Origin of the sequence: Saccharopolyspora sp. ID03-671 (assembly GCF_045278815.1) — a bacterium.
Taxonomy (GTDB): domain Bacteria; phylum Actinomycetota; class Actinomycetes; order Mycobacteriales; family Pseudonocardiaceae; genus Saccharopolyspora; species Saccharopolyspora ipomoeae.
The window spans coordinates 4,851,215-4,876,600 of sequence record NZ_CP134054.1 but is presented as its reverse complement, the minus strand read 5'-3'; the positions used below and the strand labels follow the sequence as shown (position 1 = coordinate 4,876,600).

Below are 25,386 nucleotides of genomic sequence, written 5' to 3'. Positions count from 1 at the left end.
GCCGGACCATACCCCGCGTGCGCTCAGGTCGTTCTACGAAGCCCTCCCGCTGACGACACGATGCGGTATCAGGGCGTTCCGCGGCACAACCGGGCCACGATCGGCAGGGCCGATCGGAGCTCATGACGACTGCAGGCGGCGTAGCCGAGGACCAGTCCGCACCAGCGCTGCGGTCCGTCGTGGTGCCGTCGCAGCCCGTCGAGGACCAGCCCCTCCTCCGCGCCGTCGTCGAGGACGCGCCGCTCGGTGTCGGCGTCGGGCAGCGGCAGCACGACGTGCGCGCCCGCGCGGTCGCCGAACACCTCGACGTCCTCGGCCGCGAGGGTCTCGACGACCAGCGCCCGGCGCTGCGACAGCTCGCGGCGCAACCGCCTCAGGTGCCGGCCGAGGTCGCCGTGGCGGGCGAACTCGACCAGCACGCGCTGGCCCGCCAGCGCCGGGCCCTGGCCGATGCGCTCGCGGTGCCGCTGCACGGCGGTGGTGATCCGCTCGGCGGCCAGCATCCAGCCGACGCCGAGCGTGGGAGTGAGGATCTTGCTGGTGGTGCCCAGGTGCACCACGACGTCGGGGGCCATCGACGCCAGCACCGGCAGCGGGGCGACGTCGTAGCGCAGCTCGCCGTCGTAGTCGTCCTCGACGATCAGCCACCCCTCGTCGCGGGCGCGCTCGATGAGCGCGATGCGGCGCTCGGCGGGCAGCCTGCCGCCGATCGGGAACTGGTGCGCCGGTGAGCAGTAGACGGCCGCGATCCCGCCGGGGATGTCGTCGACGACGAGCCCGGAGTGGTCGACGGGCGCGGGCACGACCTCCACGCCCGCTGCCTTGAGGGCACCGACCGCGCGCTGGTAGCCGGGTTCCTCGACGGCGACCTTCGCGCCGCGCGGCAGCACGGCGGCGGCGAGTTCGCCGAGGGCGGTGCTGGTGCCGCCGGTGGCCAGCACGTTCTCGGCGGTCCAGCCGCCGACGACCAGACCCCGGTGTCGCAGCAGGTGTTCCACGACGGCCTCGCGGTAGCTGAGCAGCCCCGCCCGCTGCGGTCGCAGGTCGGGGGCGGTGTCGGCGGCGGCGCGCCACGCCCGGCGCCACGCGGCGCGGTCGATCCCGTCCGCCCACGGGACCCCGGCGAACAGCTGCACCATCGGGCGTTCGGCGTGCTTGCGCTCCAGCACCGGCGGCGCGACGGCGTCGCTGCGGGCACCGGGCGGGCTGGTGGTGACGAAGGTGCCCGATCCGCGCCGCCCGACGATCCAGCCCTCGGCGTGCAGCTGCTCGTAGGCGGCGGCGGTGACGGTGCGGCTCACCGCCAGGTGCCGGGCCAGGGCGCGCGTGGACGGCAGCCGGTCGCCGCCGCGCAGCTGGCCGATCGTGGCCGCGTGCCGCAGGGCGTCGGCGAGCTGGACCGCGAGCGGCAGATCACCGTCCCGGTGCAGGTCGATGGGCAGCTCCAGCAGCGGGGAGCTCGCCGCGGGCACGTCATGTGGCATTCTGGAATTCTCGCAGATTGGCACTTCGATGAGGCCACTTGTCCGGGTGATGCTGGCGACGTGACTACGCAGCTCTCCCCCACGGAACGCTCCACCGTCCGCCGCGGCGCCCACCGGGCCAGCACCGACCGCGCCGACCTGCACGCCACCCTCGACGCCGGGCTGATCTGCCACCTGGCGATGGTCGTCGACGGTTCCCCGCGCGTGCTGCCCACCGGCTACGGGCGCCTCGACGACACCCTCTACCTGCACGGATCGAGCGGGGCCCGCAGCCTGCGGGAGGCCGACGAGGTGTGCGCGTCGGTGACCGTCGTGGACGGCGTCGTGTACTCGCGGTCGATGATGCACCACTCGATGAACTACCGGTCGGCGGTGGTCCACGGCCGCGCCCGGCGCGTCACCGACCCCGGCGAGCGCTGGGAGGCGCTGCGGGTGATCACCGAGCACCTCGCCCCCGGTTCCTGGGACCACGCGCGGCAGCCGAACAAGAAGGAGCTCGCCGCCACCGCCGTGATCGCCCTCGACCTCGGCGAGTCCTCGGTGAAGATCCGCGCCGGAGGCCCCGGCGACGACGCCGAGGACGTCGAGGCGAACGCGGCGTGGGCCGGGGTCCTGCCGCTGCACCGGACCTGGGGCGAGCCGGTGCCCGCGGCCGACCTCGTCACCGACCTGCCCGTTCCCGAGCACGTGCTGCGCCGGAGCTGATCAGCCCCGGATCGTGCGGTTGGCGCGCTGCGGCCGGTAGACGTGGATCGTCACCGCCGGATCGACGCCGAGGTTGCTGACCTGGTGGGCGTAGTGCGGGCCGAACACCCGCGACTGGCCCGCGCTCAGCGAGTGCAGCACCTCCGCGTCCCCGGCGCGGGCGACCCGCTCGGTCAGAACCCCTTGCACGACGGTGAAAGCACCGGTGGCGCCGCCGTGATCGTGCAGATCGGTGCGCTGGCCGGGCAGCCAGCTCAGCAGCCACGCCTCGTAGGCGTCGGTGCGGGCGAGCAGCCCGGCCCAGCGCTCATCGGCGTCGTAGCGCAGCAGGTGCGCCCAGGACGCGCGGTCGGCGGCGAACTCTCGGGCGATGCGGGCCGGGTGCGCGATGGTCAGGTCGGCGGGCGCGGCCACGGTGTTGGGCGGAACGGCGAACACGGTTGTGGTCCTTCGGAGATCGTGAACGAACCCCGGGGCGCAGGCGCGCGAGGACGCCGCGATCAACCCGGGAACTGGATGAGATCGATCAACACGAAGAACACGAACACAGCGCGCTGGCGACGCGGTGCAGGTCGATGTGACCCCGTCGGCCGGTGATTGCGCGCTTCAACACGCCCAGCACTCAACCAGTCCCCCACCCCGCCGTCAACCAACTCCCCACCGCACCCCCACACCCAGCGACCCACTTCACACCCGACGGGGTGAAGGTGACGCGATTGCTCCCGCATTCCGGTCCCGGATTGCGGCGGCGTTCCGTCCCGAACCCGGATTACTCCCGTATTCCGTTGACGGAGTACGGGAGTAATCCCGTCCCCACCCGACCGAGGTGAGGGTGGCGAGGACGGGTGGGTCAGGAGAGGGCCCCGGTGAGGAGAGGGCCCCGGTGGGGCTCCGGTCAGGAGAGGGCCCCGGTGGGGCTCCGGTCAGGAGAGGGCTTGGAGGACGTCTGGGACGAGGTCGTGGGGGTCTTCGCAGCCCGCCGAGAAGCGGACGAAGCCCTCCGGGACCTGGTCCCCCCACTGGGCTCGGCGGTCCGCGGTGGAGTGGAGTCCTCCGAAGCTGGTGGCCGCGACGACGAGGCGGGACCGGGCGATGAACGAGTTGACCGCCTCGGCGTCGGCGAGTTCGAAGCGGAAGACGCCGCCGAAGCGGCGCATCTGCTTGCTCGCCAGCTCGTGCGCCGGGTCCTGGGACCAGCCCGGCCAGCGCAGACCGCTCACCGCCGGGTGTCCCGAGAGGGCCTCGACCAGGGCGGCGGCGTTCTCGGCCTGCCGGGACAGGCGCAGGTCGAGGGTGCCCATGCTGCGGTGCGCCAGCCACGTCTCGAACGGGCCGGGGATCGCGCCGGACAGCGACCGGGCGCGCACCAGCCGGTCGGCGAGCTCGTCGTCGCGGACCGAGACGTGCCCCAGCAGGATGTCGCTGTGCCCCGCCAGCGCCTTGGTGTCGCTGGCGATCACGATGTCCGCACCCAGCTCCAGCGGACGCTGCCCCAGCGGCGTCGCCGTGGTGTTGTCGACCGCCAGCAACGCGCCCGCGGCGTGGGCCCGCTCGGCGAGCTCGGCGATGTCGCAGACGTCGCCGCCCGGGTTGGACGGGGTTTCCAGCAGCACCAGCCGGGCGCCGTCGAAGACGTCGTCGGTCCACGGCCCCGGCGTGGGGATCTCCCGCACGTCCAGGTCCAGCTCGCCCATCTCGTCGGCGACGAACTGGCGGGACGCGTAGTAGCCGTCCGAGGGCAGGACCAGCTTGTCACCGGTGCGCAGCACCGAGCGCAGCAGCGTGCTGATCGCCGCCATCCCCGAGGGCAGCAGAACGCAACGCCCGCCGTCGAGCTCGCCGATCGCCGACTCCAGCGCGCGCCAGGTGGGGTTGCCCGCGCGGCCGTAGAAGTCACCGCTCGGTCCGGACTCGCCCAGGTGGTACGGCGCGGCGAACACCGGCCCCGGCAGCAGCGGAGTTCCCGCCTCGGGCTCCGGGTGCCCGCCGTGCACGACGCGCGTCCCGTCGCCGAAATCCCCAAGATTCACTGTGGTCACTCCCGCACTCGCGATCGACGCGAGCACGGCGACCGGATCATTCGGCCTTGCGCTCGCGTCCCAGCAGCTCCGCCGTGGCCGGGCCCGGCTCCAGCCCCTCGTGGCACACCCGGTGCACCACGTCGGTGATGGGCATCTCCACGCCGTGCCGGTCGGCCAGCTGGCGGATCGAGGAGCAGGATTTCACGCCCTCCGACACCTGGCCGTGGGCGGCCTCCTGCGCTTGGGCCAGCGTCTCTCCCCTGCCCAGCCGCTCGCCGAAGGTCCGGTTGCGGGACAGCGGCGACGAGCACGTCGCCACCAGGTCGCCCAGACCGGCCAGGCCGGCGAAGGTCATCGGGTCGGCGCCCAGCGCCACCCCGAGCCGAGTCGTCTCGGCCAGCCCCCGGGTGATCAGCGACGACATCGTGTTGTGCCCGAACCCGAGCCCCGCCGCGATGCCGCAGGCCAGGGCGATGACGTTCTTGCAGGCGCCCGAGATCTCGATGCCGACCATGTCGGTGTTGGTGTAGGGCCGGAAGTACGGCGTGAAGCAGGCCTTCTGCAGCGCCACCGCCCGCTCCTCGTCCGGGCAGGCCACGACCGTCGCGGTCGGCTGCCCGGCGGCGATCTCCTTGGCCAGGTTCGGCCCGGACACCACGGCGACCTGATGCATCGGCACGTCGGCGACCTCGCCGACGACCTGGCTCATCCGCTTGAGCGTGCTCAGTTCCACGCCCTTGGCCAGGCTCACCAGCGTCGCGTCCGCCGGCAGCAGCGGCTGCCAGCCCGCGAGGTTCTCGCGCAGCGTCTGGCTCGGCACCGCCAGCACCACGACCTCCGCGGCGTGCACGGCCTCCGCCGCGTCGTCGGTGGCGCGCAGCCGCTCCGGCAGCTCGATGCCCGGCAGGTAGGAACCGTTGCGCCGGGTCTCGTTGATCTCCTGCGCCACCTGCGGGCGCCGGGCCCACAGCGCGACGTCGTTGCCCGCGTCGGCCAGCACCTTCGCGAACGTCGTCCCCCAGGATCCGGCGCCCAGCACCGCGATCCGCTCAGGCTGCGCCATCGGTTCCCTTCTTCTTCTTGCGGGCGGGGGCGTAGAACTCGGTGGGCGGCTGCTCCTCGCGGATCTCGCCGAGCAGGTCGCGGACCCGACTCATCACGAGGTTCGTGACCTCGCGGATCGTCTCCACGTCCGGGTCGCCGCCGCGGTAGGCCGACAGGTCCAGCGGTTCGCCGAAGACGTAGTTCACCGTCTTGCGCGGGAAGGGCCGGAACTTCTTGTTGTAGTGGTCGTAGAGCTCGCGGGTGCCGTAGCGGGCGGCCGGGATCACCGGGATGTCGTTGGCCAGCGCCAACCGGGCCACTCCGACCTTCGGCGTCATCGGCCAGCCGTCGGGGTCCTTGGTGATGGTGCCGTCCGGGTAGATCACCAGGACCTTGCCGTTCTCCAGCCCCGCGTGCGCGTCGCGCAGGCTCTTCTGCGCGTCCGCGGTGCCCCGGTAGACCGGGATCTGCTCGACGCCGACCAGCACGTTCTTGAGCACCGGCACGTTCCACAGGCTGTTCTTGGCCATGAACCGCGGCACCCGGGCCGCGCGGTGCACGGTGACCGCGTCGAAGATCGGGTCGAGGTGGGAGACGTGGTTGAGCACGATCAGCGCGCCGCCCTCGGCCGGGATGTGGTGCACCCCGCGCACCCGGACGCGCGCCAGCAGGCAGGTCAGCGGGTAGAACACCCAGCGGGCCAGGCCCAGCCAGAAGATGCCCATCCCGTGTGCCTTCTCGCTGGTCGTCCTCCGCCGGCGTCGGAGGTTCCTCGGTTCCACCACGGCCATTCCTCCAAGTCTCGAGCGCCCGTCAAATTACCCGGCACGGGGCACCGGCTCGTCAACCAGGCGGCAGTTGACCGGCCCGCCACCGCATCGGCGGACGTTGACGCAAGATGGACCCGTGACCGCCGCCGACACGCCCGACAGCACCGGGGTGCACCTGCTCGTCCCGCTCAAGCCCCTGAACCGCGCCAAGTCCCGGCTGCTGGCCGGGCGCGGACCCGCCGGGCACGCCGAGCTGGTCACCGCGATGGCGCTGGACACCGTCGCCGCCGCCCGCCGCGCCCGCGGAGTCGCCGGGGTCGTGGTGGTCTCCTCCGATCGCGCGCTGACCGAGTCCTTCACCGCGCTCGGCGTCGAGGTCCTGCCCGACGAACCGGCCGACGGCCTCAACGCCGCGCTGCGCCACGGCGACGAGGTGCTGCGCGCTCGCGGCGCGTTCCGCGTCGGCGCGCTGCAGGCCGACCTGCCCGCGCTGCGCTCCGGCGAACTCGGGTGGGCGCTGCGCGCGGCGGGAACCGATCGCTCGTTCTGCCCCGACCTGCCCGGCGACGGCACGACGCTGCTGCTGGCCGAACCCGGCCTGCCGCTGGACCCGCGCTTCGGCCCCGGCTCCGCCGATGCCCACTCCGAGTCGGGCGCGAAAACCCTGCTCGGCCCGTGGGAGTCGCTGCGCCGCGACGTCGACACCGAAGCCGACCTGACCTCGGCGAAGACCACCGGCCTCGGCCCCCGCACCCGCGCCCGGGTCGCGTCGGCGGAGTGAGCGAAAGGTTCCCACGCACCGCTGACGACGGTGGTGACACGAAGGTTCCCCTCCTCGCGCCGACCGCGTGAAGCGTCCCCTCCGGAGGCCCGGCGTGAGAGGAAGGTTCCCTCGTGCACGTCACGCACGGTGCGGCTGTGCTCAGACGAACATCGCGTGAACGTCCGCGGCGGTCGATCTGAAACGGTTTTTTGAGTGACAATGGGCCGGTGAGCACGAACAGCAGCGACCCGTCGCCGAAGCGGCCCGCCAAGCGCACCTCGTCGTCCAGCGGCAAGGCGTCGTCCAGCGGCAAGGCGTCGTCCAGCGGCAAGGCGTCCTCCAGCGGCAAGGCCTCGTCCAGCGCCAAGGCGTCCGCTGGCAACGCCTCCGCCGGGAAGGCGTCCAGCAGCAGGGCCTCCGCCGCCAGGAGGTCCAACGGCGGGGCGGCCAACGGCAAGGCCGCGAACCGCGCGCCGCGTCCTGCTCGCCGCGCCGCCGGCTCCGACACCGCGCCGCCTCCGCCGGCCAACGACGGCGCGCGGGTTCCCTCCGCGCCGCCGGCCGTCACCCGAGCAGCGGCGACCACCGACCTGCCGGAGGACCGCTACCTCAACCGGGAGCTGTCCTGGCTGGACTTCAACGCGCGCGTGCTCGCCTTCGCCGAGGACCGGTCGCAGCCGGTGCTGGAGCGGGCGAAGTTCATGGCGATCTTCGCCTCCAACCTGGACGAGTTCTACATGGTGCGGGTGGCCGGGCTGAAGCGCCGCGAGGAGACCGGGCTGTCGGTGCGCAGCGCGGACGGGCTCACCCCGCACGAGCAGCTGGTGCGCATCGCCGCCCGCAACCAGGACCTGATGGAGAAGCTCGGGCGCGTGTTCGTCGACGAGCTGCTGCCGGAGCTCGACGCGAGCGGCATCCGCATCCTGGACTGGTCCGAGCTCGACACCGACGACCAGGTCAAGCTCACCCGCTACTTCGAGGACCACATCTTCCCCGTCCTCACCCCGCTGGCCGTGGACCCGGCGCACCCGTTCCCCTACATCTCCGGGCTGTCGCTGAACCTCGCGGTGACGGTGACCGATCCGGACGCCGGGCTGCGCCGCTTCGCGCGCGTGAAGGTCCCCGACAACGTGCCCCGGCTGATCCGGGTGGAGGCCGACCGCGAGAACGAGCTGGCCACCTTCCTGCCGCTGGAAGAGCTCATCGCCGCGCACCTGGGCAAGCTGTTCCCGGGAATGCGGGTCTCCGAGCACCACATCTTCCGCGTCACCCGCAACGCCGACCTGGAGGTCGAGGAGGACCGCGACGAGGACCTCCTGCAAGCGATGGAGCGGGAGCTCGCGCGCCGCCGGTTCGGGCCGCCGGTGCGGCTGGAAGTCACCGACACCATGAGCGAGAACATGCTCGAACTCCTGCTGCGCGAGCTGGAGGTCGACCAGCACGACGTGGTGGAGGTCAAGGGGCTGCTCGACCTGTCCTGCCTGTTCCAGCTCGACAAGCTGCAGCGCCCGGACCTGAAGAACTCGCCGTTCGTGCCCGCCACGCACCCCGCGTTCGCCGAGGGCCAGACGCCCAAGAGCATCTTCTCCACGCTGCGCGAGGGCGACGTGCTGGTGCACCACCCCTACGACTCGTTCTCCACCTCGGTGCAGCGCTTCATCGAGCAGGCCGCCGCCGACCCGCACGTGCTGGCCATCAAGCAGACCCTCTACCGCACCTCCGGCGACTCGCCGATCGTCAACGCCCTCATCGACGCCGCCGAAGCGGGCAAGCAGGTGGTGGCGCTGGTGGAGCTCAAGGCGCGGTTCGACGAGCAGGCCAACATCCAGTGGGCGCGCACCCTGGAGCGCGCGGGCGTGCACGTCGTCTACGGCCTGGTCGGCTTGAAGACGCACTGCAAGACCTCGCTCGTGGTGCGCCAGGAGGGTTCGACGATCCGCCGCTACTGCCACCTGGGCACCGGCAACTACAACCCGAAGACCGCCCGCATCTACGAGGACCTGGGCCTGCTGACGGCCTCTCCGGAGATCGGCGCCGACCTCACCGACCTGTTCAACGTGCTCACCGGCTACGCCCGGCACGGCGACTACCGGAGGATCCTGGTGTCGCCGCAGGGCATCCGCACCGGCATCGTCGAGCGCATCGAGGCCGAGATCGAGCGCGCCCGGCAGGGTTTGAGCTGCGGCGTGCGGATGAAGGTGAACTCGCTGGTCGACGAGCAGATCATCGACGCCCTCTACCGCGCATCGCAGGCCGGTGTGCCGGTGCAGGTCGTGGTGCGCGGCATCTGCGCGCTCAAGGCCGGTGTCGACGGGCTCAGCGACAACATCGAGGTCCGGTCCATCCTGGGGCGTTTCCTGGAGCACTCGCGGGTGTTCCACTTCGTCGGCATCGACGAGCACTGGCTGGGCAGCGCCGACATGATGCACCGCAACCTGGACCGCCGCATCGAGACCCAGGTCCGCGTCACCGACCCGAAGCTGACCGCCCAGATGGACGCGATGATGGACTCCGCGCTGCACCCCTCGACCCGCTGCTGGGTGCTCAACGCCAAGGGCGACTGGGAAGCCTCCCCGCGCAGCGGCGAACAGGTCCGCGACCACCAGACCGAAATGCTCTCCGGCCACGGCGCCAAGGTTTCCCAGTGATGCTCAGCCCAGCGGTGCGGGCAGGAGGGGCTGAGCGGCTCCGCGGACTGCCGGCGACAACTCGTTCCCCAGGCTCGTTGAGGAAGTAGATCGTGACCGACATCCCGGTGACCGAAGCGGTGCGCGCCGCGGGGGCCGTGCTGTGGCGCCCCGGCATGCAGGGCCCCGAGGTGGTGCTGGTGCACCGCCCCCGCTACGACGACTGGTCGCTGCCCAAGGGAAAGCTCGACCCGGGTGAGCTCGCCGCGCACGCCGCCGTGCGCGAGGTCGCCGAGGAGACGGGGTTTTCGACCGCGCTCACCCGTCCCCTCACGCAGGTGCGCTACACGGCGCCCGCGCGCGGTGGCCGGACCGCGCCGAAGGTCGTGGACTACTTCTCCGCGCACCTGCTCGGTGGCGAGTTCACGCCCAATGACGAAGTGGACGAACTCCGCTGGCTACCGTTGAAGGAGGCGCGAGCGGAGTTGACCTATCCGCATGATGCGCGAGTGCTCGACGCATTCGCCGAGTCCTGCTCCGAAACGGCGACCGTATTGCTGGTTAGGCACGCAAAAGCGGGCAAACGATCCGAATGGTCAGGAGATGACGCTCTTCGTCCGCTCAGCGAAGCGGGGCGCCGACAACGGGACGCATTGCATTCCCTGTTGCCGTTGTTCGCGCCTTCCCGCGTCTATTCCGCGCCTCGCGTGCGCTGCGAACAAACCGTGGCCCCGGTGGCCCGCGACCGCGGAATCGACGTCGTGAGCGAACCGCTGTTCTCCGAAGAGGTCTATTCCGCCGATCCCGACGCGGGCGTGCGGGCGATGCTGGAGGTGGCCGGCCGCGGCGGCACCAGCGTGGTGTGCAGCCAGGGCGGGGTCATCCCGGATCTGGTGACGCGGCTGGCCGATTCAGCGGGTCTGCGCCTGGACGAGGTCGCTGCGCGCAAGGGCAGCGTGTGGACCCTCTCGTTCCGGCCCGGCGAAGTGGGGCCCGGCGAACTGGAGAACGGCGAACTGGGGAACGGCGCGATCTCGGGGAACGGTCAGGCACCGAACCTGAGCCTGGCGGCGGCCGATTACCTTCCGGATCCGCAGGCATGACCGTGAAGAACCCCTGACGGGCGCTGATCGCGCCGCTGCGCAGCGCTGCGGTCGCGTCCGCCGCAGGGGTCCGGCAACGCCGTTTCCGGCGCTCTGCGCGCTTCTCAGCGCGCGTCAACTCGGAACGGGATGCGACCCCCGCCGCCCGCGGTGCGGCGGGTTCTCGCGCGTCCCGAGCGCTGTGAGCGGGCGGCGGCACGCCCCGAAAGACGGGGCTATGCGGCCGCCCGCCCGGTCCACCTGAGCTCGCAAGCGAGGCGAGCGGTCACTTCTTGGTGGACTTGCGCGTCGTCGTGGCCTTCTTGGTGGCCGGGCGAGTGGTCTTCGCCGTGGTCTTCGGCGCCGCCTTGGTGGTGGCCTTGGCGGTGCTGGCCCGCTTCGTGGTGGAGGCCTTCGCCGGAGTCGCCTTGGCCGTGGAGGCCTTGGTGGTGGCGCGCTTCGGGGCCGCCTTGGCGGTGCTGGCCTTGGCCGTCGAGGCCTTGGCGGTGCTCGCCTTGGTGGTGGAGGCCTTGGTGGCCTTGGCGGTCGAAGCCTTCGCGGTGGAGGCCTTAGCCGTGGTGCGGGTGGCGGTCTTGCTGGCCGCGGCACGCGTGGTGGTGGGCTTGCGAGCGGTCGTGGTCTTGCTCGCCGAGGCGGTGCGCGTGGTCACGCCGCGCGTGGTGGCCGCCTTGCCCGAGGTGGTCGCGCGCGGGAGCTTCCGCTGGCCGCCCACGACTTCCTTGAACTGGGTGCCGGCGCGGAACGCGGGAACGTTGGTCTTCTTGACCTTCACGCTCTCACCGGTGCGCGGGTTGCGCGCGACGCGAGCCGCGCGAGCGCGCTTCTCGAAAACGCCAAAACCGGTGATGTTGACCTTCTCGCCTTTGTTGACGTTGCGAACGATGATGTCGACGACGTCTTCCACGGCCTGGCTGGCGGTCTTCTTGTCTCCGAGGCGTTCTGCCAGAGCCTCGATCAGTTGGGCCTTGTTCACTTCAGTCCCTCCCAGGACACAACAACGGCCCCGTTGGGCCGACTCAATGTCAACGGTAAAGCCCCGGAACAACAAATGCCATTCGCCACGCCCCATTTTTTCCTTGGGGCGCGGGCATTCGAGTCCGGGCAACGGGGTCCGAGCAGTGCTCCGAGCGAGTCTGGAGTTGTCCCTCCCGGGACGGATTTTTCCTGCTGTGAAAGGAAAAACCCGTCCCGGGCCGGGTTGGCCTCAGCCCTGGCGGGCGGGCAGCGTGGCGGGCTTGAAACTCTGGCGCCCGCGCTCAAAAGTGTCGATCGTCTCGGCGTGGCGCAGCGTCAAACCGATGTCGTCGAGGCCTTCCAGCAGCCGCCAGCGGGTGTAGTCGTCGATGCTGAAGGGCACTGTGAGGTCCTTGGCGTGCACGGTGAGTGCTTGAAGATCCACCGTGACAGCGGTACCGGGTTCGTTCTCCAGCAGCTTCCAGAGCAGTTCCACATCGGACTGCTCGCACTGGGCGGCCAGCAGGCCCTGCTTGCCCGAGTTCCCGCGGAAGATGTCGGCGAAACGGCTGGAGATGACCACTCGGAAGCCGTAGTCCTTCAACGCCCAGACGGCGTGCTCGCGGGACGAACCGGTGCCGAAGTCGGGTCCGGCGACCAGCACGCTGCCGTTCTTGAAGGGTTCCTGATTGAGGATGAAGTCCTCGTCACCGCGCCAGGCGGCGAACAGCGCATCCTCGAAGCCGGTGCGCGAGACCCGCTTGAGGTAGACGGCGGGGATGATCTGGTCGGTGTCCACGTTGGACCGGCGCAGCGGGACGCCGACCCCGGTGTGCGTCTTGAACGGTTCCATCGTCACTGCTCCTGGTGGTGGGGCGGTCAGTCGAGGTCTTCGGGCGAGGACAGGGTTCCGCGCACGGCGGTCGCGGCGGCGACCAGCGGGGAGACCAGGTGGGTGCGGCCGCCCTTGCCCTGCCTGCCCTCGAAGTTGCGGTTGGAGGTCGAGGCGCTGCGCTCGCCCGGGTCCAGCTGATCCGGGTTCATGCCCAGGCACATCGAACAACCGGCCGAACGCCATTCCGCCCCGGCGGAGGTGAAAACCTCGTGGAGGCCTTCGCTCTCGGCCTGCATCCGGACCTTCATCGAGCCGGGCACCACGAGCATCCGGGTGTCGGCGGCGACCTTGCGGCCCTTGATGACCTCCGCGGCGGCCCGCAGGTCCTCGATGCGGCCGTTGGTGCAGGAGCCGAGGAAGACCGTGTCGACGCTGACCTCGCGCAGCGGCATGCCCGCGGTCAAGCCCATGTAGTCCAACGCCTTTTCGGCGGCGTAGCGCTCGCCCTCGTCGGCGATGGCCGCGGGGTCCGGCACGTTCTCGCCCAGCGGCAGGCCCTGACCGGGGTTGGTGCCCCAGGTGACGAACGGGGTGAGCTCGTCGGCGTTGAGCGTGACCTCGGCGTCGAAGGTCGCGTCGTCGTCGGTGCGCAGCGTCTTCCAGTACTCGACGGCGGCGTCCCACTCGGCGCCCTCGGGGGCGTGCGGACGGCCCTTGATGTACTCGAAAGTCGTTTCGTCGGGCGCGATCATGCCCGCGCGCGCACCGGCTTCGATCGACATATTGCAGATGGTCATGCGGGATTCCATCGACAGCTGCCGCACGGCCTCGCCGCGGTACTCCAGGACGTAGCCCTGGCCGCCGCCGGTGCCGATCTTGGCGATGACGGCGAGGATGACGTCCTTGCTCGTCACGCCGGGGCGCAGCGATCCCTCGATGTTGATCGCCATCGTCTTGAACGGCCGCAGCGGCAGCGTCTGGGTGGCCAGCACGTGCTCGACCTCGGACGTGCCGATGCCGAAGGCCAGCGCGCCGAACGCGCCGTGCGTGGAGGTGTGGCTGTCACCGCAGACGACGGTGGTTCCGGGCTGGGTGAGGCCGAGCTGCGGGCCGACGACGTGCACGATGCCCTGCTCGGCGTCGCCCATCGGGTGCAGCCGGATGCCGAACTCGTCGCAGTTCTTGCGCAGCGTGTCGACCTGGGTGCGCGAGACCGGGTCCGCGATCGGCAGGTCGAGCCCCACGGTGGGGACGTTGTGGTCTTCGGTGGCGATCGTCAGGTCGGGGCGCCGCACCTCGCGGCCGGCCAGCCGGAGCCCTTCGAATGCCTGCGGGCTGGTGACTTCGTGCACCAGGTGGAGATCGATGTAGAGCAGGTCGGGCTCGTGCCCTTCACCCTGGCGCACGATGTGCGCTTCCCACACCTTCTCCGCGAGCGTTTTTCCCATCACTGCTCCAGTCGAGCGCGCCGAGACCCGAGGAAGGGGTCTCTCCCACAGAGTGGACTTCCCAGATGCCGGGAAGTTAGTATCGGTACGTGGGACAGCATAGCGGCATCGGAGTATTGGACAAGGCAGTGGCCGTTCTGCAGGCGGTGGCTCAGGAGCCGTGCGGCCTGGCGGAACTGTGCAGCCGGACGGGGCTGCCGCGCGCGACTGCGCACCGGTTGGCGGTGGGTCTGGAGACGCATCGCCTGCTGCGCCGCGGTTCGGATGGCCGGTGGCGGCCCGGCGCGGCTCTGGCGGAGCTGGCGGGCGGCGCGGTGGATCCGCTGCTGGAGGCGGCGTCCACGGTGCTGCCCAAACTCCGGGATGTCACCGGGGAAAGCGTCCAACTGTACCGCCGGGACGGGATGCAGCGCTTGTGCATCTCCTCGGCGGAGCCGCCGAGCGGTTTGCGGGACACGGTGCCGGTGGGCACGCCGCTGTCGATGACGGCGGGTTCGGGCGCGAAGGTCTTGGCGGCGTGGGCGGATCCGGCGACGCAGCGCGCGGTGCTCGCGGAGGCGGTGTTCGGTGAGCGCACGCTCCTGGAGGTTCGCCGCAGGGGCTGGGCCCAGAGCGTCGCGGAGCGGGAGGCGGGCGTGGCGAGCGTCTCAGCGCCCGTGCGGGACTCCCAGGGCACGGTCATCGCGGCCATCTCGGTCTCGGGCCCCATCGACCGCATGGGGAGGCGGCCGGGCGCCAGGTGGGCGGCGGACCTGCTGGCAGCAGCAGAGGGCCTGCAGAACAGGTTGTGAGCGACCCCGGGGAACAGCAGGAGCGAGAACGAGAAGAGGGGCCTCCCGGCGAACCGGGAGGCCCCTCTGCGTTGTAGTCCCGACGGGATTTGAACCCGCGCTACCGCCTTGAGAGGGCGGCGTCCTAGGCCGCTAGACGACGGGACCGCGCAACGGGCATAACTTTACAACACCCCCGAACCCCCAAGAACAACCCCCCACCCCAACCCCAAGACCAGCAAAAACAACAACCCGAGTGACCCGAACAACAAGAAGGAAAGAAGAGGAACTCCGAGCACCGAGCCCAAGACCAAAGAACAAAAGACGCAAGGAGGAGAACAGAACAACCAAACCCAACAGCAACACCCGCAGCCAAGCGAAGCGCAGCCAAGAAGCAAAGAACCAACCGAGGGCGAAGCCCGAGCAACAGAAGCACAGCAGCGCAGAGCAGGAGCGCAGCGCAGAAGAGCAGCAGCAGTGCAACGGCACGGAACCGAGGATGGCTGGTCGGCAACCCAGGCCGGAAACGCCACGACAACCGAGGAGCACTCCCCACGCCACCACCGCACCGTGGGGGGCTTGGGGGGTTCGACCCCCCAATACAATGACGAAGGAGGCGCGGCCTGCGAAATCCGCAGGCACACGCCTCCCACCTCTGTAGTCCCGACGGGATTTGAACCCGCGCTACCGCCTTGAGAGGGCGGCGTCCTAGGCCGCTAGACGACGGGACCGCGTGAGAGATCACCGGAGTGATCCGCTCGCTGGGGTACCAGGACTCGAACCTAGACTAACTGAACCAGAATCAGTCGTGCTGCCGATTACACCATACCCCATGGTGACCGACGGCCAGTTGTCTGGAATTCCGATCTCCGCTGGGAGTTCGGGCTCCGGACTTCTGTCCGCCGCGTTGGTGAATATATTAGACCACCGTTGAGAGGCCCTTCCCGGCACCCCCCTCTTTTGGGGTTGCCGCAGGTGAAGGGCCGTTTTCAGGGTGCTTGGCCGACGAGGTCGGCGAAGTGGGGCGCGGCGATCTCGGTGACGAGGAGTTCGGGGAGTTCGCGGAGTCCGGCGATGGTCGCGACTTCCCCGGCGTCGTGGGTGTCCGCGTCATGGGTGTCCGCGCCGCGGGTTCGGGGTGCGGGGATCTGGTCGCGGTTGAGCCAGATGCCGCGGAGGCCGGCGCGGGTGGCGCCTCGGGCGTCGGTGCTGAGCCGGTCGCCGACGTGGGCGACTTCGCTCGGCTGGAGGCCGAGGCGTTCGCAGGCGGTGTGGAAGATCCGCGGGTCGGGTTTGGCGATGCCGATCTCGCCGGAGATGACGACGGCGTCGAAGGCGTCGGCGAGTCCGACGGCGGCGAGCTTCTTGCGCTGGTAGGCGCCGGGGGCGTTGGTGACGGCGGCGAGCTTGAGGCCGGTGGCGCGCATCCAGTCGAGGGTGTCGACGACGTCGTCGAAGAGGCCCCAGGCGCGTTGCATGGCGGCCATGCGCCGGGTTTCGCGGCGGCGGGCTTCGTCGTGGTCGATGCGTTCGCCGAAGGCGGCGAAGAAGGCGCGGGTGCGTTCGACGCACATGTCGTCGAAGGTGAGCTGTCCGGTGACGAATCGCCCGTAGTAGCGGTCGGTGGTGCGCTGCCACACCGGCCACGCCCGGTCGGTGCCGAGGAGCTCCCTGAGGGAGCTGCGCGCTGCGCTCCGGCTGTCGAGCAAGGTGTCGTCGATGTCGAGGCAGACGGCCTTGATCTGCGCCGGATTGATCTGGGCGGGATTGCGGGGATTCGATTCGTCAGCCGCGGATGTCACCCCGAGAGGCTAGGCGTTCACGGACCGCGTCCGACTCTGCCAACCTAGTGAAGTCTGGTGTGGGAGTGCGAACACTGTGCAACCACCGGCGGGACTCATTCCGTCTTAGCAGTCGGGCTCGGACGCGTGGCGGACGATTCCGCTGGTGAGACGACGACGCCGCCGCGCGCTCAGGTGAGCGGTGCGGCGGCGTCGTGGTGTCGCGGGTTCGTTCAGCCGAGCGCCTTGCGGAGCCGGGTGAGCGAGACGTCGCGGCCGAGCAGTTCCATCGATTCGTACAGCGGCGGCGAGACGGTGCGGCCGGTGATGGCGACGCGGACGGGCGCGAACGCCTTGCGCGGCTTGATGCCGAGGCCGTCGACGACGGAGACCTTGAGGGCCTCTTCGATGGCGGCGGTGGTCCAGTCCGGGAGCGCTTCGAGCGAGCCGATGGCGGCTTCCAGGACGGGTCGGGCGTCTTCGCCGAGGGCCTTCTGCGCGGAGGCTTCCTCGGGCTGGAAGTCGTCGCCGGCGAACAGGAAGCCCATCATGCCGACGGCGTCGGAGAGCACGATGAGCCGCTCCTGCACCAGGGGCGCGGCGGCGCGGACGGTGGCCAGCTGCTCCTCGGTGGGTTGTGCGGGCAGCACTCCGCCGTCGACGAGGTAGGGCACGATCCGCTCGACGAAGTCGTCGGGCGCCAGGGCGCGCAGGTGCGCGGAGTTGATGGCGTCGGCCTTCTTCTGGTCGAAGCGGGCCGGGTTGGAGCTCACGCGGGAGATGTCGAAGGCTTCGACCATCTCGTCGAGGGTGAACACGTCGCGGTCGTCGCCGATGGACCAGCCGAGCAGCGCGAGGTAGTTGAGCAGGCCCTCGGGCAGGAAGCCGCGGTCGCGGTGGTGGAACAGGTTGGACTGCGGGTCGCGCTTGGACAGCTTCTTGTTGCCCTCGCCCATGACGAACGGCAGGTGCCCGAACTCGGGGGTGAAGCCGGTGACGCCGATGCGCTGCAGCGCCTCGTAGAGGGCGATCTGGCGGGGCGTGGACGACAGCAGGTCTTCACCGCGCAGCACGTGGGTGATCTGCATGAGCGCGTCGTCGACGGGGTTGGTGAGCGTGTAGAGCGGGTCGCCGTTGCCGCGCACCAGCACCGGGTCGGGGACGCTGCCCGCGGGGAAGGTGATCTCGCCGCGCACCAGGTCGGTGAAGGTGATGTCGCGGGCGGGCATCTTCAGGCGCAGCACGGGCTTGCGGCCTTCGGCCCGGTAGGCGTCGCGCTGCTCGTCGGTGAGGTCGCGGTCGTGGTTGTCGTAGCCGAGCTTGGGGTCGCGTCCGGCGGCCTTGTGGCGGGCTTCGACCTCGTCGGGGCTGGAGTAGGACTCGTAGAGCTCCCCGGCGGCGAGCAGGCGCTGGGCGACGTCGGTGTAGATGTCGCGCCGCTCGCTCTGCCGGTAGGGGCCGTACTCGCCGCCGACCTCGGGGCCTTCGTCCCAGTCGAGGCCCAGCCAGCGCAGCGCGTCGAGCAGCGCCTGGTAGGACTCCTCGCTGTCCCGGGCGGCGTCGGTGTCCTCGATGCGGAACACCAGCTTGCCCTTGTTGTGCCGGGCGAACGCCCAGTTGTAGAGGGCGGTGCGGATCAGGCCGACGTGCGGCGTTCCGGTCGGCGACGGGCAGAAGCGGGCGCGAACCTGCCCCGCTGCCCCTTCCTTGGCTGCGTCTGTGCTGGCTTCTGGCGTGCTCATAACGGATTCAGCGTAGCCAGGCGCTTGACCGGGGCACCCGGTAGGTGCATGCTGAGTTTATTCAACGGGCGTTGAAAACTCGGGAGGGGATCGCGATGGAGCGCACCACCTGCTGCGTCGTCGGCGGCGGACCCGCCGGCATGGTGCTCGGACTGCTGCTGGCCAGGGCCGGGGTCGACGTCGTCGTCCTGGAGAAGCACGGCGATTTCCTGCGCGACTTCCGCGGCGACACCGTGCACCCCTCGACCCTGCAGCTGCTCGACGACCTCGGCCTGGCGGAGCGCTTCGAGCAGCTCCCGCAGAGCCGGATCACCAAGATCCAGCTGCCGCTGGGGCCGGACGGGGCGTTGTTCACGATGGGCGACTTCGGGCTGCTGCGGATCAAGTACAACTACGTCGCGATGGTTCCGCAGTGGGACCTGCTGGACATGCTCGCCGAGGAGGGCAAGGCCGAGCCGGCGTTCGGGCTGCGGATGAACACCGAGGCCACCGAGCTCATCCGGGAGGGTGGCCGGGTGCGCGGCGTGCGCTACCGCACCGCCTCGGGCGAGACCGGGGAGCTGCGCGCCGACATCACGGTGGCCTGCGACGGCCGCAAGTCGTTCGTGCGCGACCTGCCGGAGCTGGAGCTGCGGGACTTCCCCACTCCGATGGACGTCCGCTGGTTCCGCCTGCCGCGCCAGGAGGGCGACCCGAGCGGGATCGTCGGGGTGCTGCGCACGCGGGCGTTCCAGGTGCTCATCGACCGGCGCGACTACTTCCAGGTCGCCTCGATCATCCACAAGGGCACCGACGGCGAGGGCCGGTCGGGGCCGGTCGAGGACTTCAACGCCCAGCTCAGGCGGGAGATCCCGTGGCTGGGTGACCGGGAGCTGGTGCGGTCCTGGGACGACGTGAAGCTGCTGCACGTGACGCTGGACCGGTTGCGCAAGTGGCACGTGCCGGGGTTGCTGTGCATCGGGGACGCGGCGCACGCGATGTCACCGGTCGGCGGCGTGGGCATCAACCTCGCGGTGCAGGACGCGGTCGCGGCGGCCCGCCACCTGGCCCGCCCGCTGCGCGAAGGACGGCTGCGCCGCAGGCACGTGGCGGCGATCCAGCGCCGCCGCTGGCTCACCACGGTGCTGATCCAGGGTTTCCAGCGGGTGGTCCACGAGAACGTGGTCGGTCCGGCGCTGCGCGGCGAGATCGACCTCGGCGACTCGGCCCGGCTGCCGCGCCCGGTGCGCGCGATCTCTCGCGTGCCCTACCTCCGCCGCTTCCCGCCCTACCTCCTCGCCTACGGCGCGCTCCGCGAGCGCCCACCCCGCGACGCCCTCCAGGGGAGCCCCCACCCGCGAAAGCACAGCGGAGCGGGGCACCGAGGGGCGCGTGAGCGCGGCAGGGGACAGTTTTAGTTAAAACTGTCCGGACAAAAGGGACATCGGAGGCGGGAAATTCGAGGAAAAACTGCCCGCCTCCAGAGGCTCACCACCCGGAGTTGACCAGCCGAGGCCACCCGGGGACGGGAGAGGTCAGGCGTTCTGGACGGGGTTCGTGAGGGCGCCGAGGCCGTCGATGGCGACGGTGACCTTCTGGCCGTCGGTCATCGGGCCGACGCCGGCCGGGGTCCCGGTGAGGATGACGTCGCCGGGCAGCAGCGTCATGATCCGCGAAACCCACGAGACCAGGCCGCCGATGCCGTGCACCAGCTGCGAGGTGCGGCCGTCCTGCTGCACCTCGCCGTCCAGGTCGGTGCGGATCGACAGGTCCGACGGGTCGATCTCGGTGTCGATCCACGGCCCCAGCGGGCAGAACGTGTCGTAGCCCTTGGCGCGGGTCCACTGCCCGTCGGCCTTCTGCTGGTCGCGAGCCGTGACGTCGTTGGCGATCGTGTAGCCCAGCAGCACCTCGGTGCCGCGAGCCTCCGGGACGTCCTTGCAGGGCTGGCCGATGATCGCGGCCAGCTCGCCCTCGAAGTCCACCCGCTCGGAGTTCGGCGGCAGCTTGATCGGCGAGTTCGGGCCGATCACCGACGTCGAGGGCTTCATGAAGATCAGCGGGTTCTCCGGCGCCTCGCTGCCCATCTCGGCGGCGTGGTCGGCGTAGTTCTTGCCGACGCAGATCACCTTGCTCGGCAGGATCGGCGCCAGCAGCCGCACGTCGGCCATCGGCCACTTGCGACCCGTGTACGTGGGCGTGCCGAACGGGTGCTGGTCGATCTCGACCGCGACGATCTTCTCGCGCGGCGCAGCCGGATCCGGCTCCAGCGCCACGAAGGACACCCCGTCAGAGTGGGCGACACGAGCCAACCGCAAGACAAAACCTCCGCACGATCTGCTGTGGACTTAGCCCAACATACTCGGCCACGCAGGCCCACCACCGCATTCGGGGGTTCAGCGCGAGGCAGCGGTCACGTTCCGGCGCAACGACTTGTAGCTCAGCGCATCGGACAGCGCCAGCCAGCTGGCCTCGACGATGTTGGCGTGCACGCCGACGGTGGTCCACTCCTGCTCGCCGTCGCGGGACTCCACCAGCACGCGGGTGACCGCGTCGGTGCCGGGTTCGTCGACGAGGATGCGGACCTTGTAGTCGGCCAGCTCAACCGATTCCAGCCACGGCAGGCGCGGCACGAGGGCCTGGCGCAGCGCCGCGTCGAGGGCGTTGACGGGCCCGTTGCCCTCGGCGGTGGCGATCACCCGCTCCCCCGACACGATCACCCGCACGGTCGCCTCGGACACGACCTCGCCGTCGTCGCGGTGGTCGAGCAGCACCCGGTAGGACTCCAGCTCGAACGGCGCGTCGAGCGCCGCGTCGCCGCTCTCGCGGCGCAGCAGCAGTTCCAGCGACGCGTCGGCGGCCTCGAAGGACCAGCCGCGCGCCTCCAGCTCCTTGACCTTGCGCACGGCATCGCCGACGGCCTCCGGCGACAGCTCCAGCCCGAGCTCGGCTCCCTTGAGCTCCAGGCTGGCGCGACCGGCCATCTCCGTCACCAGGACCCGCATGTCGTTGCCGACATCGACCGGGTCGAGGTGGTTGTAGAGCTCGGGGTCCACTTTGATCGCGCTGGCGTGCAGACCCGCCTTGTGCGCGAACGCCGAGTGCCCGACGTAGGCCTGGTGGGTGTCCGGGGCGAGGTTGGCGATCTCGGCCAGCGCGTGCGAAACCCGCGTCAGCTCGGCGAGTTTCCCTTCCGGCAGCACGGGTTTGCCGAGCTTCGCCCCGAGATTCCCCAGCACCGCGAACAGATCCGCGTTGCCCGCGCGCTCCCCGTAGCCGTTGGCGGTGCACTGCACGTGGCTGGCGCCGGCCTGCACGGCGGCGACGCTGTTGGCCACGGCGCACCCGGTGTCGTCCTGGCAGTGGATGCCGACGCGCAGGCCCGTGCGCGCGATGACCTCCTCGACCGTCTCGGCGAGCTGCAGCGGGAGCTGACCGCCGTTGGTGTCGCACAGCACCACCACATCGGCTCCGGCACCGGCGGCGGCGTCGAGCACGCGCAGCGAGGTGTCGGGGTCGAACGCGTAGCCGTCGAAGAAGTGCTCCGCGTCGAGGAACACGCGCCTGCCGCGCTCGACGAGGTACCGGACGGTGTCGGCGACCATCGCGCAGTTCTCGGCGACGTCGGTGCGCAGCGCGCGTTCGACGTGCCTGCGGTCCGATTTGGCCACCAACGTCACCACCGGAGCGCCGGAATCCAGCAGTGCCGCGACTTGACGATCTTCCTCCACAGTGGACCCCGCTCGGCGGGTGGAGCCGAACGCGACGAGAGCGGCGTGATCGAGCTCCAGTTCCCCTTGCGCCGCGCGGTGGAAGAACTCGGTGTCCTTGGGAAGCGCTCCGGGCCAACCACCTTCGATGAACCCGACGCCGAGACCGTCGAGCAGGCGCGCCACGGCGAGCTTGTCGGTCACCGAGTACGAGATCCCCTCGCGCTGCGCGCCGTCCCGCAGCGTCGTGTCGTAGACGTGGAAGTCATCGCCCAGGGGCGTGCCTGCCGGGTGGGTGCGGGTCACTGGATCGTCTCCCGTCGAGAGGGGTCGGTTCGGGGTGGACTGGCAGCGGGCAACAAAAAAGACCCCCCGCGGGATGCGAGAGGTCAGCGCGTCGGGATGCGGAGATGTTTACCCGACGCGCTCGCCAATAATGATCACACTGCGGAGAGCCACGAACCCATGCTGCACACCTCGCGCCCCGATGTCCATCGAACGCGGCGGACTTCTCACGATCCGGAAAAGCCGAAGGGCGCCTTCCCCACGGGGAAGACGCCCTTCGAGGCGGAAGAACATCAGGGCTGGGGCGCCACCTCGCGGGAGGACACCAGCGCCGCCAGCCGGTCGCCGATGGCGAACGTGGCGCCCGGCGACGAGTGGTCGCGGGTCGCCAGGTCGAAGGCCACGGAGGCCTCGACGCGCTTGCTGGCCTCGGTCAGTCCGACGTGGTCGAGCAGCATGGCGATCGACAGCACCGCGGCGGTCGGGTCGGCCACGCCCTGCCCGGCGATGTCCGGGGCGCTGCCGTGCACCGGCTCGAACATGCTCGGGTTGCGGCGGGTGGCGTCGATGTTGCCGCTGGCCGCCAGGCCGATGCCACCGGTGATCGCGCCGGAGAGGTCGGTGATGATGTCGCCGAAGAGGTTGTCGGTGACGATCACGTCGAACCGGCCCGGGTCGGTGACCATGTGGATCGTGGTGGCGTCGACGTGCTGGTAGGCCACCGTGACGTCCGGGTACTGCAGCGAGACCTCTTCGACCACGCGCGACCACAACGAGCCGGCGTGCGTGAGCACGTTGGTCTTGTGCACCAGGGTCAGGTGCTTGCGCGGCCGCGAGGCGGCGCGGGCGAACGCGTCGCGCACGACCCGCTCGACGCCGAACGCGGTGTTGATGCTGCCCTCGGTGGCGATCTCGTGCGTGGTGTCCTTGCGCAGCAGGCCGCCGTTGCCCGCGTACGGCCCCTCGGTCCCCTCGCGCACGATGACCATGTCGACCTCACCCGGGTCGGCCACCGGGCTCTTCACGCCCGGGTAGAGCCGCGCGGGGCGCAGGTTCACGTGGTGGTCGAGCTCGAAGCGCAGCCGCAGCAGCAGGCCGCGCTCCAGGATGCCGCTGGGCACCGACGGGTCGCCGACCGCGCCGAGCAGGATCGCGTCGTGCTGGCGGAGCTCGCCGAGCACGGACTCGGGGAGCAGCTCCCCCGTCGCGTGCCAGCGAGCGGCGCCGAGGTCGTAACGGGTGATCTCGGTATCCGGCACCACCTCGCCGAGCACCTTGAGTGCCTCGGCAACGACCTCCGGCCCGATCCCGTCGCCGGGGATCACAGCGAGCCGCATCTACACACCTCCCGAGAACCACCCCGAACTGCGGGGCTCGAACTGTTGAGCCGAAGGCTACCGGCATGGCCGCGCGGCGCGGCACGCCGGGCCCACCAAGTGGATGATAAGTCCCGAACTGTGGGACACCCAGATGGGTGAAGCACTGTTTCGGTCCAGGTACGCGTGAGGGGCCGTCCCAGAGACTGGAACGACCCCTCTTCACGCTTCCGAGTTATTCAGCGTGCGAACTCGGCGTCGAGCACCTACGCAGCGACACCTCGTTGCGCGCTCAAAACCCGCTCACTCGAAGCTGACCGTGCGCACGATCCGGGCGCCCACGGCGGCCCCGATCGGCTCCAGCACGCCCTGCTCGACCGGGCGGTCCACGCGCAGCAGCATGATCGCTTCCGAGCGCTCGGTGGTCTGGCTGACCGTGGCGGCCTCGATGTTCACGCCGACCTCGCCCAGCAGCGTGCCGACCTTGCCCATCACGCCCGGGCGGTCCGGGTACTCCAGCAGCAGCACGTTGCCCTCGGCCCGCAGGTCGAAGTGGCGGCCGTTGACCTCGACCAGCTTCTCCACCTCGTTCGGACCCGACAGGGCACCCGAGACGACCGAGGTGGTGCCGTCGGCCATGTGCGCGCGCAGCGACACGACGCTGCGGTGGTTCGGGCTCTCCGAGGTCGTCTTGACCTCGACCTGAACACCCAGCTCCTCGGCCAGCTGCGGAGCGTTGACGAAGGTCACCTGGCTCTCGACCGCGCCGGAGAACACACCGCGCAGCGCCGCGAGCTGCAGCACCGAGACGTCCTCGTCGGCGAGCTCGCCGCGGGCCTCGATGGTCACCGAGCTCGGGGTGCCGCCCTGCAGCGCGGCCAGCAGCTGCCCCAGCTTCTGGGTCAGCGACAGGTACGGGCGGACCTCCTCGCCGACCGCGCCGCCCTGGACGTTGACCGCGTCCGGCACGAAGTCGCCGCGCAGCGCCAGCCGCACCGACTTGGCCACGTCGGTGCCCGCCCGGTCCTGGGCCTCGGCGGTGGAGGCGCCCAGGTGCGGGGTGACCACGGCGTTGTCCAGCTCGAACAGCGGGCTGTCGGTGATCGGCTCGGACTTGAACACGTCGATGCCCGCACCGGCGATGGTGCCGTTGCGCAGGGCCTCGACCAGCGCGTCCTCGTCCACCAGACCACCGCGGGCGGCGTTGATGATGATGAGGTTCGGCTTGGCCTTCTTGAGCTCCTCGGCACCGATGAGACCCAGGGTCTCAGCGGTCTTCGGGAGGTGGATCGACAGCGCGTCGGCGCGGGTGAGCAGCTCCTCCAGGGAGACCAGCTCGATGCCCAGCTGCGCGGCGCGGGCCGGCGACACGTAGGGGTCGTAGGCGATGAGCTTGGTGCCGAAGGCGGCGACGCGGGCGGCGAACAGCTGCCCGATCTTGCCGAGGCCGACGACACCGATGGTCTTGCCGTTGAGCTCGACGCCGCCGTAGGAGCTGCGCTTCCAGGCGCCGCCCTTCAGGCTCGCGTCGGCCTGCGGCACGTTGCGGGCGACCGCGAGCAGCAGCGCCATGGCGTGCTCGGCGGCGGAGACGATGTTGGAGGTGGGGGCGTTGACCACCATGACACCGCGCTCGGTGGCGGCGGGGACCTCGACGTTGTCGAGCCCGACGCCGGCGCGGGCGACGACCTTGAGGTTCTTGGCGGCCGACAGGACTTCGGCATCGACCTTGGTTGCGGAACGGACCAGCAGCGCATCGGCGTCGGCGACAGCGTCGAGCAGCGCCGGACGGTCGGTGCCGTCCACGTTGCGGATCTCGACCTCTTCGCCGAGGGCGTCGATCACGGACGGGGCCAGCTTCTCGGCGAGAAGTACGACAGGACGGCTTGCGTTGGTCACGGGCGAACTCCAAGCTGGAAGATCACGATCGGCACGACGATGTGCCCGGACGTTGGGAGTTTAACGGGAGATTGAGAAAGCGTTCACAAGGGTGTAGCTCGGATCACCGCTCGATCCAACTCCTCGGTACCGCCCGCTCTTCCAGCATTC

Annotated in this window: 20 protein-coding genes and 3 tRNA genes; 6 read left to right on the top strand and 17 right to left on the bottom strand. The window is 70.5% G+C overall.

Translation table 11 applies throughout. The features are described 5' to 3' along the window. Nucleotides 1–68: 68 nt before the first annotated feature. Nucleotides 69–1,484, bottom strand: a complete 1,416-nt coding sequence (locus tag REH65_RS22605; protein ID WP_406688990.1) for a PLP-dependent aminotransferase family protein — start codon at nt 1,482–1,484, stop codon at nt 69–71. A 60-nt stretch (nt 1,485–1,544) separates the two neighbouring features. On the opposite strand from REH65_RS22605, the gene REH65_RS22600 reads away from it, so the two are divergent. Beyond that, nucleotides 1,545–2,189, top strand: coding sequence for a pyridoxamine 5'-phosphate oxidase family protein (locus REH65_RS22600; RefSeq protein WP_406688989.1), 645 nt, complete (start codon nt 1,545–1,547; stop codon nt 2,187–2,189). Here REH65_RS22600 and REH65_RS22595 read toward each other — a convergent pair whose 3' ends face one another. The 4 genes from REH65_RS22595 to REH65_RS22580 all read right to left on the bottom strand — a co-directional run bounded on the left by REH65_RS22595 (nt 2,190) and on the right by REH65_RS22580 (nt 5,979). Then, on the bottom strand, nt 2,190–2,627 hold the full coding sequence (locus REH65_RS22595) for a cysteine dioxygenase family protein (RefSeq protein WP_281454945.1): 438 nt from the start codon (nt 2,625–2,627) through the stop codon (nt 2,190–2,192). A 485-nt stretch (nt 2,628–3,112) separates the two neighbouring features. Beyond that, the gene (locus tag REH65_RS22590; RefSeq protein WP_406688988.1) at nt 3,113–4,219 is read right to left on the bottom strand and encodes a cystathionine gamma-lyase; all 1,107 of its coding nucleotides are present in this window, start codon (nt 4,217–4,219) and stop codon (nt 3,113–3,115) included. A 46-nt stretch (nt 4,220–4,265) separates the two neighbouring features. Next, the gene (locus REH65_RS22585) at nt 4,266–5,273 is read right to left on the bottom strand and encodes an NAD(P)H-dependent glycerol-3-phosphate dehydrogenase (protein WP_406688987.1); all 1,008 of its coding nucleotides are present in this window, start codon (nt 5,271–5,273) and stop codon (nt 4,266–4,268) included. Next, nucleotides 5,260–5,979, bottom strand: coding sequence for a lysophospholipid acyltransferase family protein (locus tag REH65_RS22580; RefSeq protein WP_281454948.1), 720 nt, complete (start codon nt 5,977–5,979; stop codon nt 5,260–5,262). Before REH65_RS22580 ends, REH65_RS22585 begins: the two co-directional genes overlap by 14 nt. Nucleotides 5,980–6,160: 181 nt before the next feature. Between REH65_RS22580 and cofC the strand changes: the two genes are divergently transcribed. The 3 genes from cofC to REH65_RS22565 all read left to right on the top strand — a co-directional run bounded on the left by cofC (nt 6,161) and on the right by REH65_RS22565 (nt 10,517). Beyond that, nucleotides 6,161–6,805 carry a 2-phospho-L-lactate guanylyltransferase gene (gene cofC, locus REH65_RS22575; protein WP_406688986.1) on the top strand — a complete coding sequence of 215 codons (645 nt, stop codon included), beginning with the start codon at nt 6,161–6,163 and terminating at the stop codon, nt 6,803–6,805. Nucleotides 6,806–7,014: 209 nt separating this feature from the next. Then, the gene (locus REH65_RS22570) at nt 7,015–9,435 is read left to right on the top strand and encodes an RNA degradosome polyphosphate kinase (RefSeq protein WP_406688985.1); all 2,421 of its coding nucleotides are present in this window, start codon (nt 7,015–7,017) and stop codon (nt 9,433–9,435) included. Nucleotides 9,436–9,542: 107 nt separating this feature from the next. After that, nucleotides 9,543–10,517 (top strand): NUDIX domain-containing protein, encoded by a 975-nt coding sequence (locus tag REH65_RS22565; protein ID WP_406693217.1) that lies wholly within the window; start codon nt 9,543–9,545, stop codon nt 10,515–10,517. 265 nt (nt 10,518–10,782) lie between these two features. On the opposite strand, the gene REH65_RS22560 is transcribed toward REH65_RS22565, so the two are convergent. From REH65_RS22560 to leuC, 3 genes are all read right to left on the bottom strand, one after another. Next, nucleotides 10,783–11,490 carry an HU family DNA-binding protein gene (locus REH65_RS22560; RefSeq protein ID WP_406688984.1) on the bottom strand — a complete coding sequence of 236 codons (708 nt, stop codon included), beginning with the start codon at nt 11,488–11,490 and terminating at the stop codon, nt 10,783–10,785. 231 nt (nt 11,491–11,721) lie between these two features. Beyond that, nucleotides 11,722–12,324 carry a 3-isopropylmalate dehydratase small subunit gene (gene leuD, locus REH65_RS22555; RefSeq protein ID WP_281454952.1) on the bottom strand — a complete coding sequence of 201 codons (603 nt, stop codon included), beginning with the start codon at nt 12,322–12,324 and terminating at the stop codon, nt 11,722–11,724. Nucleotides 12,325–12,350: 26 nt separating this feature from the next. Continuing rightward, nucleotides 12,351–13,754, bottom strand: coding sequence for a 3-isopropylmalate dehydratase large subunit (gene leuC, locus REH65_RS22550; RefSeq protein ID WP_406688983.1), 1,404 nt, complete (start codon nt 13,752–13,754; stop codon nt 12,351–12,353). An 89-nt stretch (nt 13,755–13,843) separates the two neighbouring features. Here leuC and REH65_RS22545 point away from each other — a divergent pair, with 89 nt between their 5' ends. Next, complete coding sequence (locus tag REH65_RS22545; RefSeq protein ID WP_281454954.1) at nt 13,844–14,545, top strand: IclR family transcriptional regulator; 702 nt, start codon at nt 13,844–13,846, stop codon at nt 14,543–14,545. A gap of 74 nt (nt 14,546–14,619) precedes the next feature. Here the strand turns inward: REH65_RS22545 and REH65_RS22540 are convergent. From REH65_RS22540 to gltX, 5 genes are all read right to left on the bottom strand, one after another. Continuing rightward, a tRNA-Glu gene (locus REH65_RS22540) sits at nt 14,620–14,692 on the bottom strand. Between the two features lie 490 nt (nt 14,693–15,182). Then, nucleotides 15,183–15,255: transfer RNA gene (locus REH65_RS22535), tRNA-Glu, on the bottom strand. 30 nt (nt 15,256–15,285) lie between these two features. Next, nucleotides 15,286–15,357 (bottom strand) — tRNA-Gln (locus REH65_RS22530). Nucleotides 15,358–15,513: 156 nt separating this feature from the next. Then, entirely contained in the window at nt 15,514–16,326 is an 813-nt protein-coding gene (locus REH65_RS22525) for an HAD family hydrolase (RefSeq protein WP_406688982.1), read from the bottom strand. 212 nt (nt 16,327–16,538) lie between these two features. Then, complete coding sequence (gltX, locus tag REH65_RS22520) at nt 16,539–18,047, bottom strand: glutamate--tRNA ligase (RefSeq protein ID WP_281454956.1); 1,509 nt, start codon at nt 18,045–18,047, stop codon at nt 16,539–16,541. A gap of 95 nt (nt 18,048–18,142) precedes the next feature. Here gltX and REH65_RS22515 point away from each other — a divergent pair, with 95 nt between their 5' ends. Then, nucleotides 18,143–19,444 carry an FAD-dependent oxidoreductase gene (locus REH65_RS22515; protein WP_406688981.1) on the top strand — a complete coding sequence of 434 codons (1,302 nt, stop codon included), beginning with the start codon at nt 18,143–18,145 and terminating at the stop codon, nt 19,442–19,444. Nucleotides 19,445–19,561: 117 nt separating this feature from the next. On the opposite strand, the gene REH65_RS22510 is transcribed toward REH65_RS22515, so the two are convergent. The 4 genes from REH65_RS22510 to serA form a co-directional block, all read right to left on the bottom strand. Next, nucleotides 19,562–20,344: a fumarylacetoacetate hydrolase family protein gene (locus tag REH65_RS22510; RefSeq protein WP_281454958.1), complete on the bottom strand. Its 783-nt coding sequence runs from the start codon at nt 20,342–20,344 to the stop codon at nt 19,562–19,564. A gap of 78 nt (nt 20,345–20,422) precedes the next feature. Continuing rightward, on the bottom strand, nt 20,423–22,042 hold the full coding sequence (gene cimA, locus REH65_RS22505; RefSeq protein ID WP_406688980.1) for a citramalate synthase: 1,620 nt from the start codon (nt 22,040–22,042) through the stop codon (nt 20,423–20,425). A 272-nt stretch (nt 22,043–22,314) separates the two neighbouring features. Continuing rightward, the gene (locus REH65_RS22500) at nt 22,315–23,358 is read right to left on the bottom strand and encodes a 3-isopropylmalate dehydrogenase (protein ID WP_406688979.1); all 1,044 of its coding nucleotides are present in this window, start codon (nt 23,356–23,358) and stop codon (nt 22,315–22,317) included. Nucleotides 23,359–23,640: 282 nt separating this feature from the next. Continuing rightward, the gene (serA, locus tag REH65_RS22495) at nt 23,641–25,236 is read right to left on the bottom strand and encodes a phosphoglycerate dehydrogenase (protein ID WP_281454961.1); all 1,596 of its coding nucleotides are present in this window, start codon (nt 25,234–25,236) and stop codon (nt 23,641–23,643) included. Nucleotides 25,237–25,386: the final 150 nt, after the last annotated feature.

What these genes read in the sequence shown, in the direction of transcription:
- leuD (WP_281454952.1), bottom strand. Translation starts at nt 12,324, where the DNA reads ATGGAACCGTTCAAGACGCACACCGGGGTCGGCGTCCCGCTGCGCCGG.
- REH65_RS22605 (WP_406688990.1), bottom strand. Translation starts at nt 1,484, where the DNA reads ATGCCACATGACGTGCCCGCGGCGAGCTCCCCGCTGCTGGAGCTGCCC.
- REH65_RS22585 (WP_406688987.1), bottom strand. Translation starts at nt 5,273, where the DNA reads ATGGCGCAGCCTGAGCGGATCGCGGTGCTGGGCGCCGGATCCTGGGGG.
- REH65_RS22515 (WP_406688981.1), top strand. Translation starts at nt 18,143, where the DNA reads ATGGAGCGCACCACCTGCTGCGTCGTCGGCGGCGGACCCGCCGGCATG.
- REH65_RS22500 (WP_406688979.1), bottom strand. Translation starts at nt 23,358, where the DNA reads ATGCGGCTCGCTGTGATCCCCGGCGACGGGATCGGGCCGGAGGTCGTT.
- gltX (WP_281454956.1), bottom strand. Translation starts at nt 18,047, where the DNA reads ATGAGCACGCCAGAAGCCAGCACAGACGCAGCCAAGGAAGGGGCAGCG.
- REH65_RS22580 (WP_281454948.1), bottom strand. Translation starts at nt 5,979, where the DNA reads ATGGGCATCTTCTGGCTGGGCCTGGCCCGCTGGGTGTTCTACCCGCTG.
- leuC (WP_406688983.1), bottom strand. Translation starts at nt 13,754, where the DNA reads ATGGGAAAAACGCTCGCGGAGAAGGTGTGGGAAGCGCACATCGTGCGC.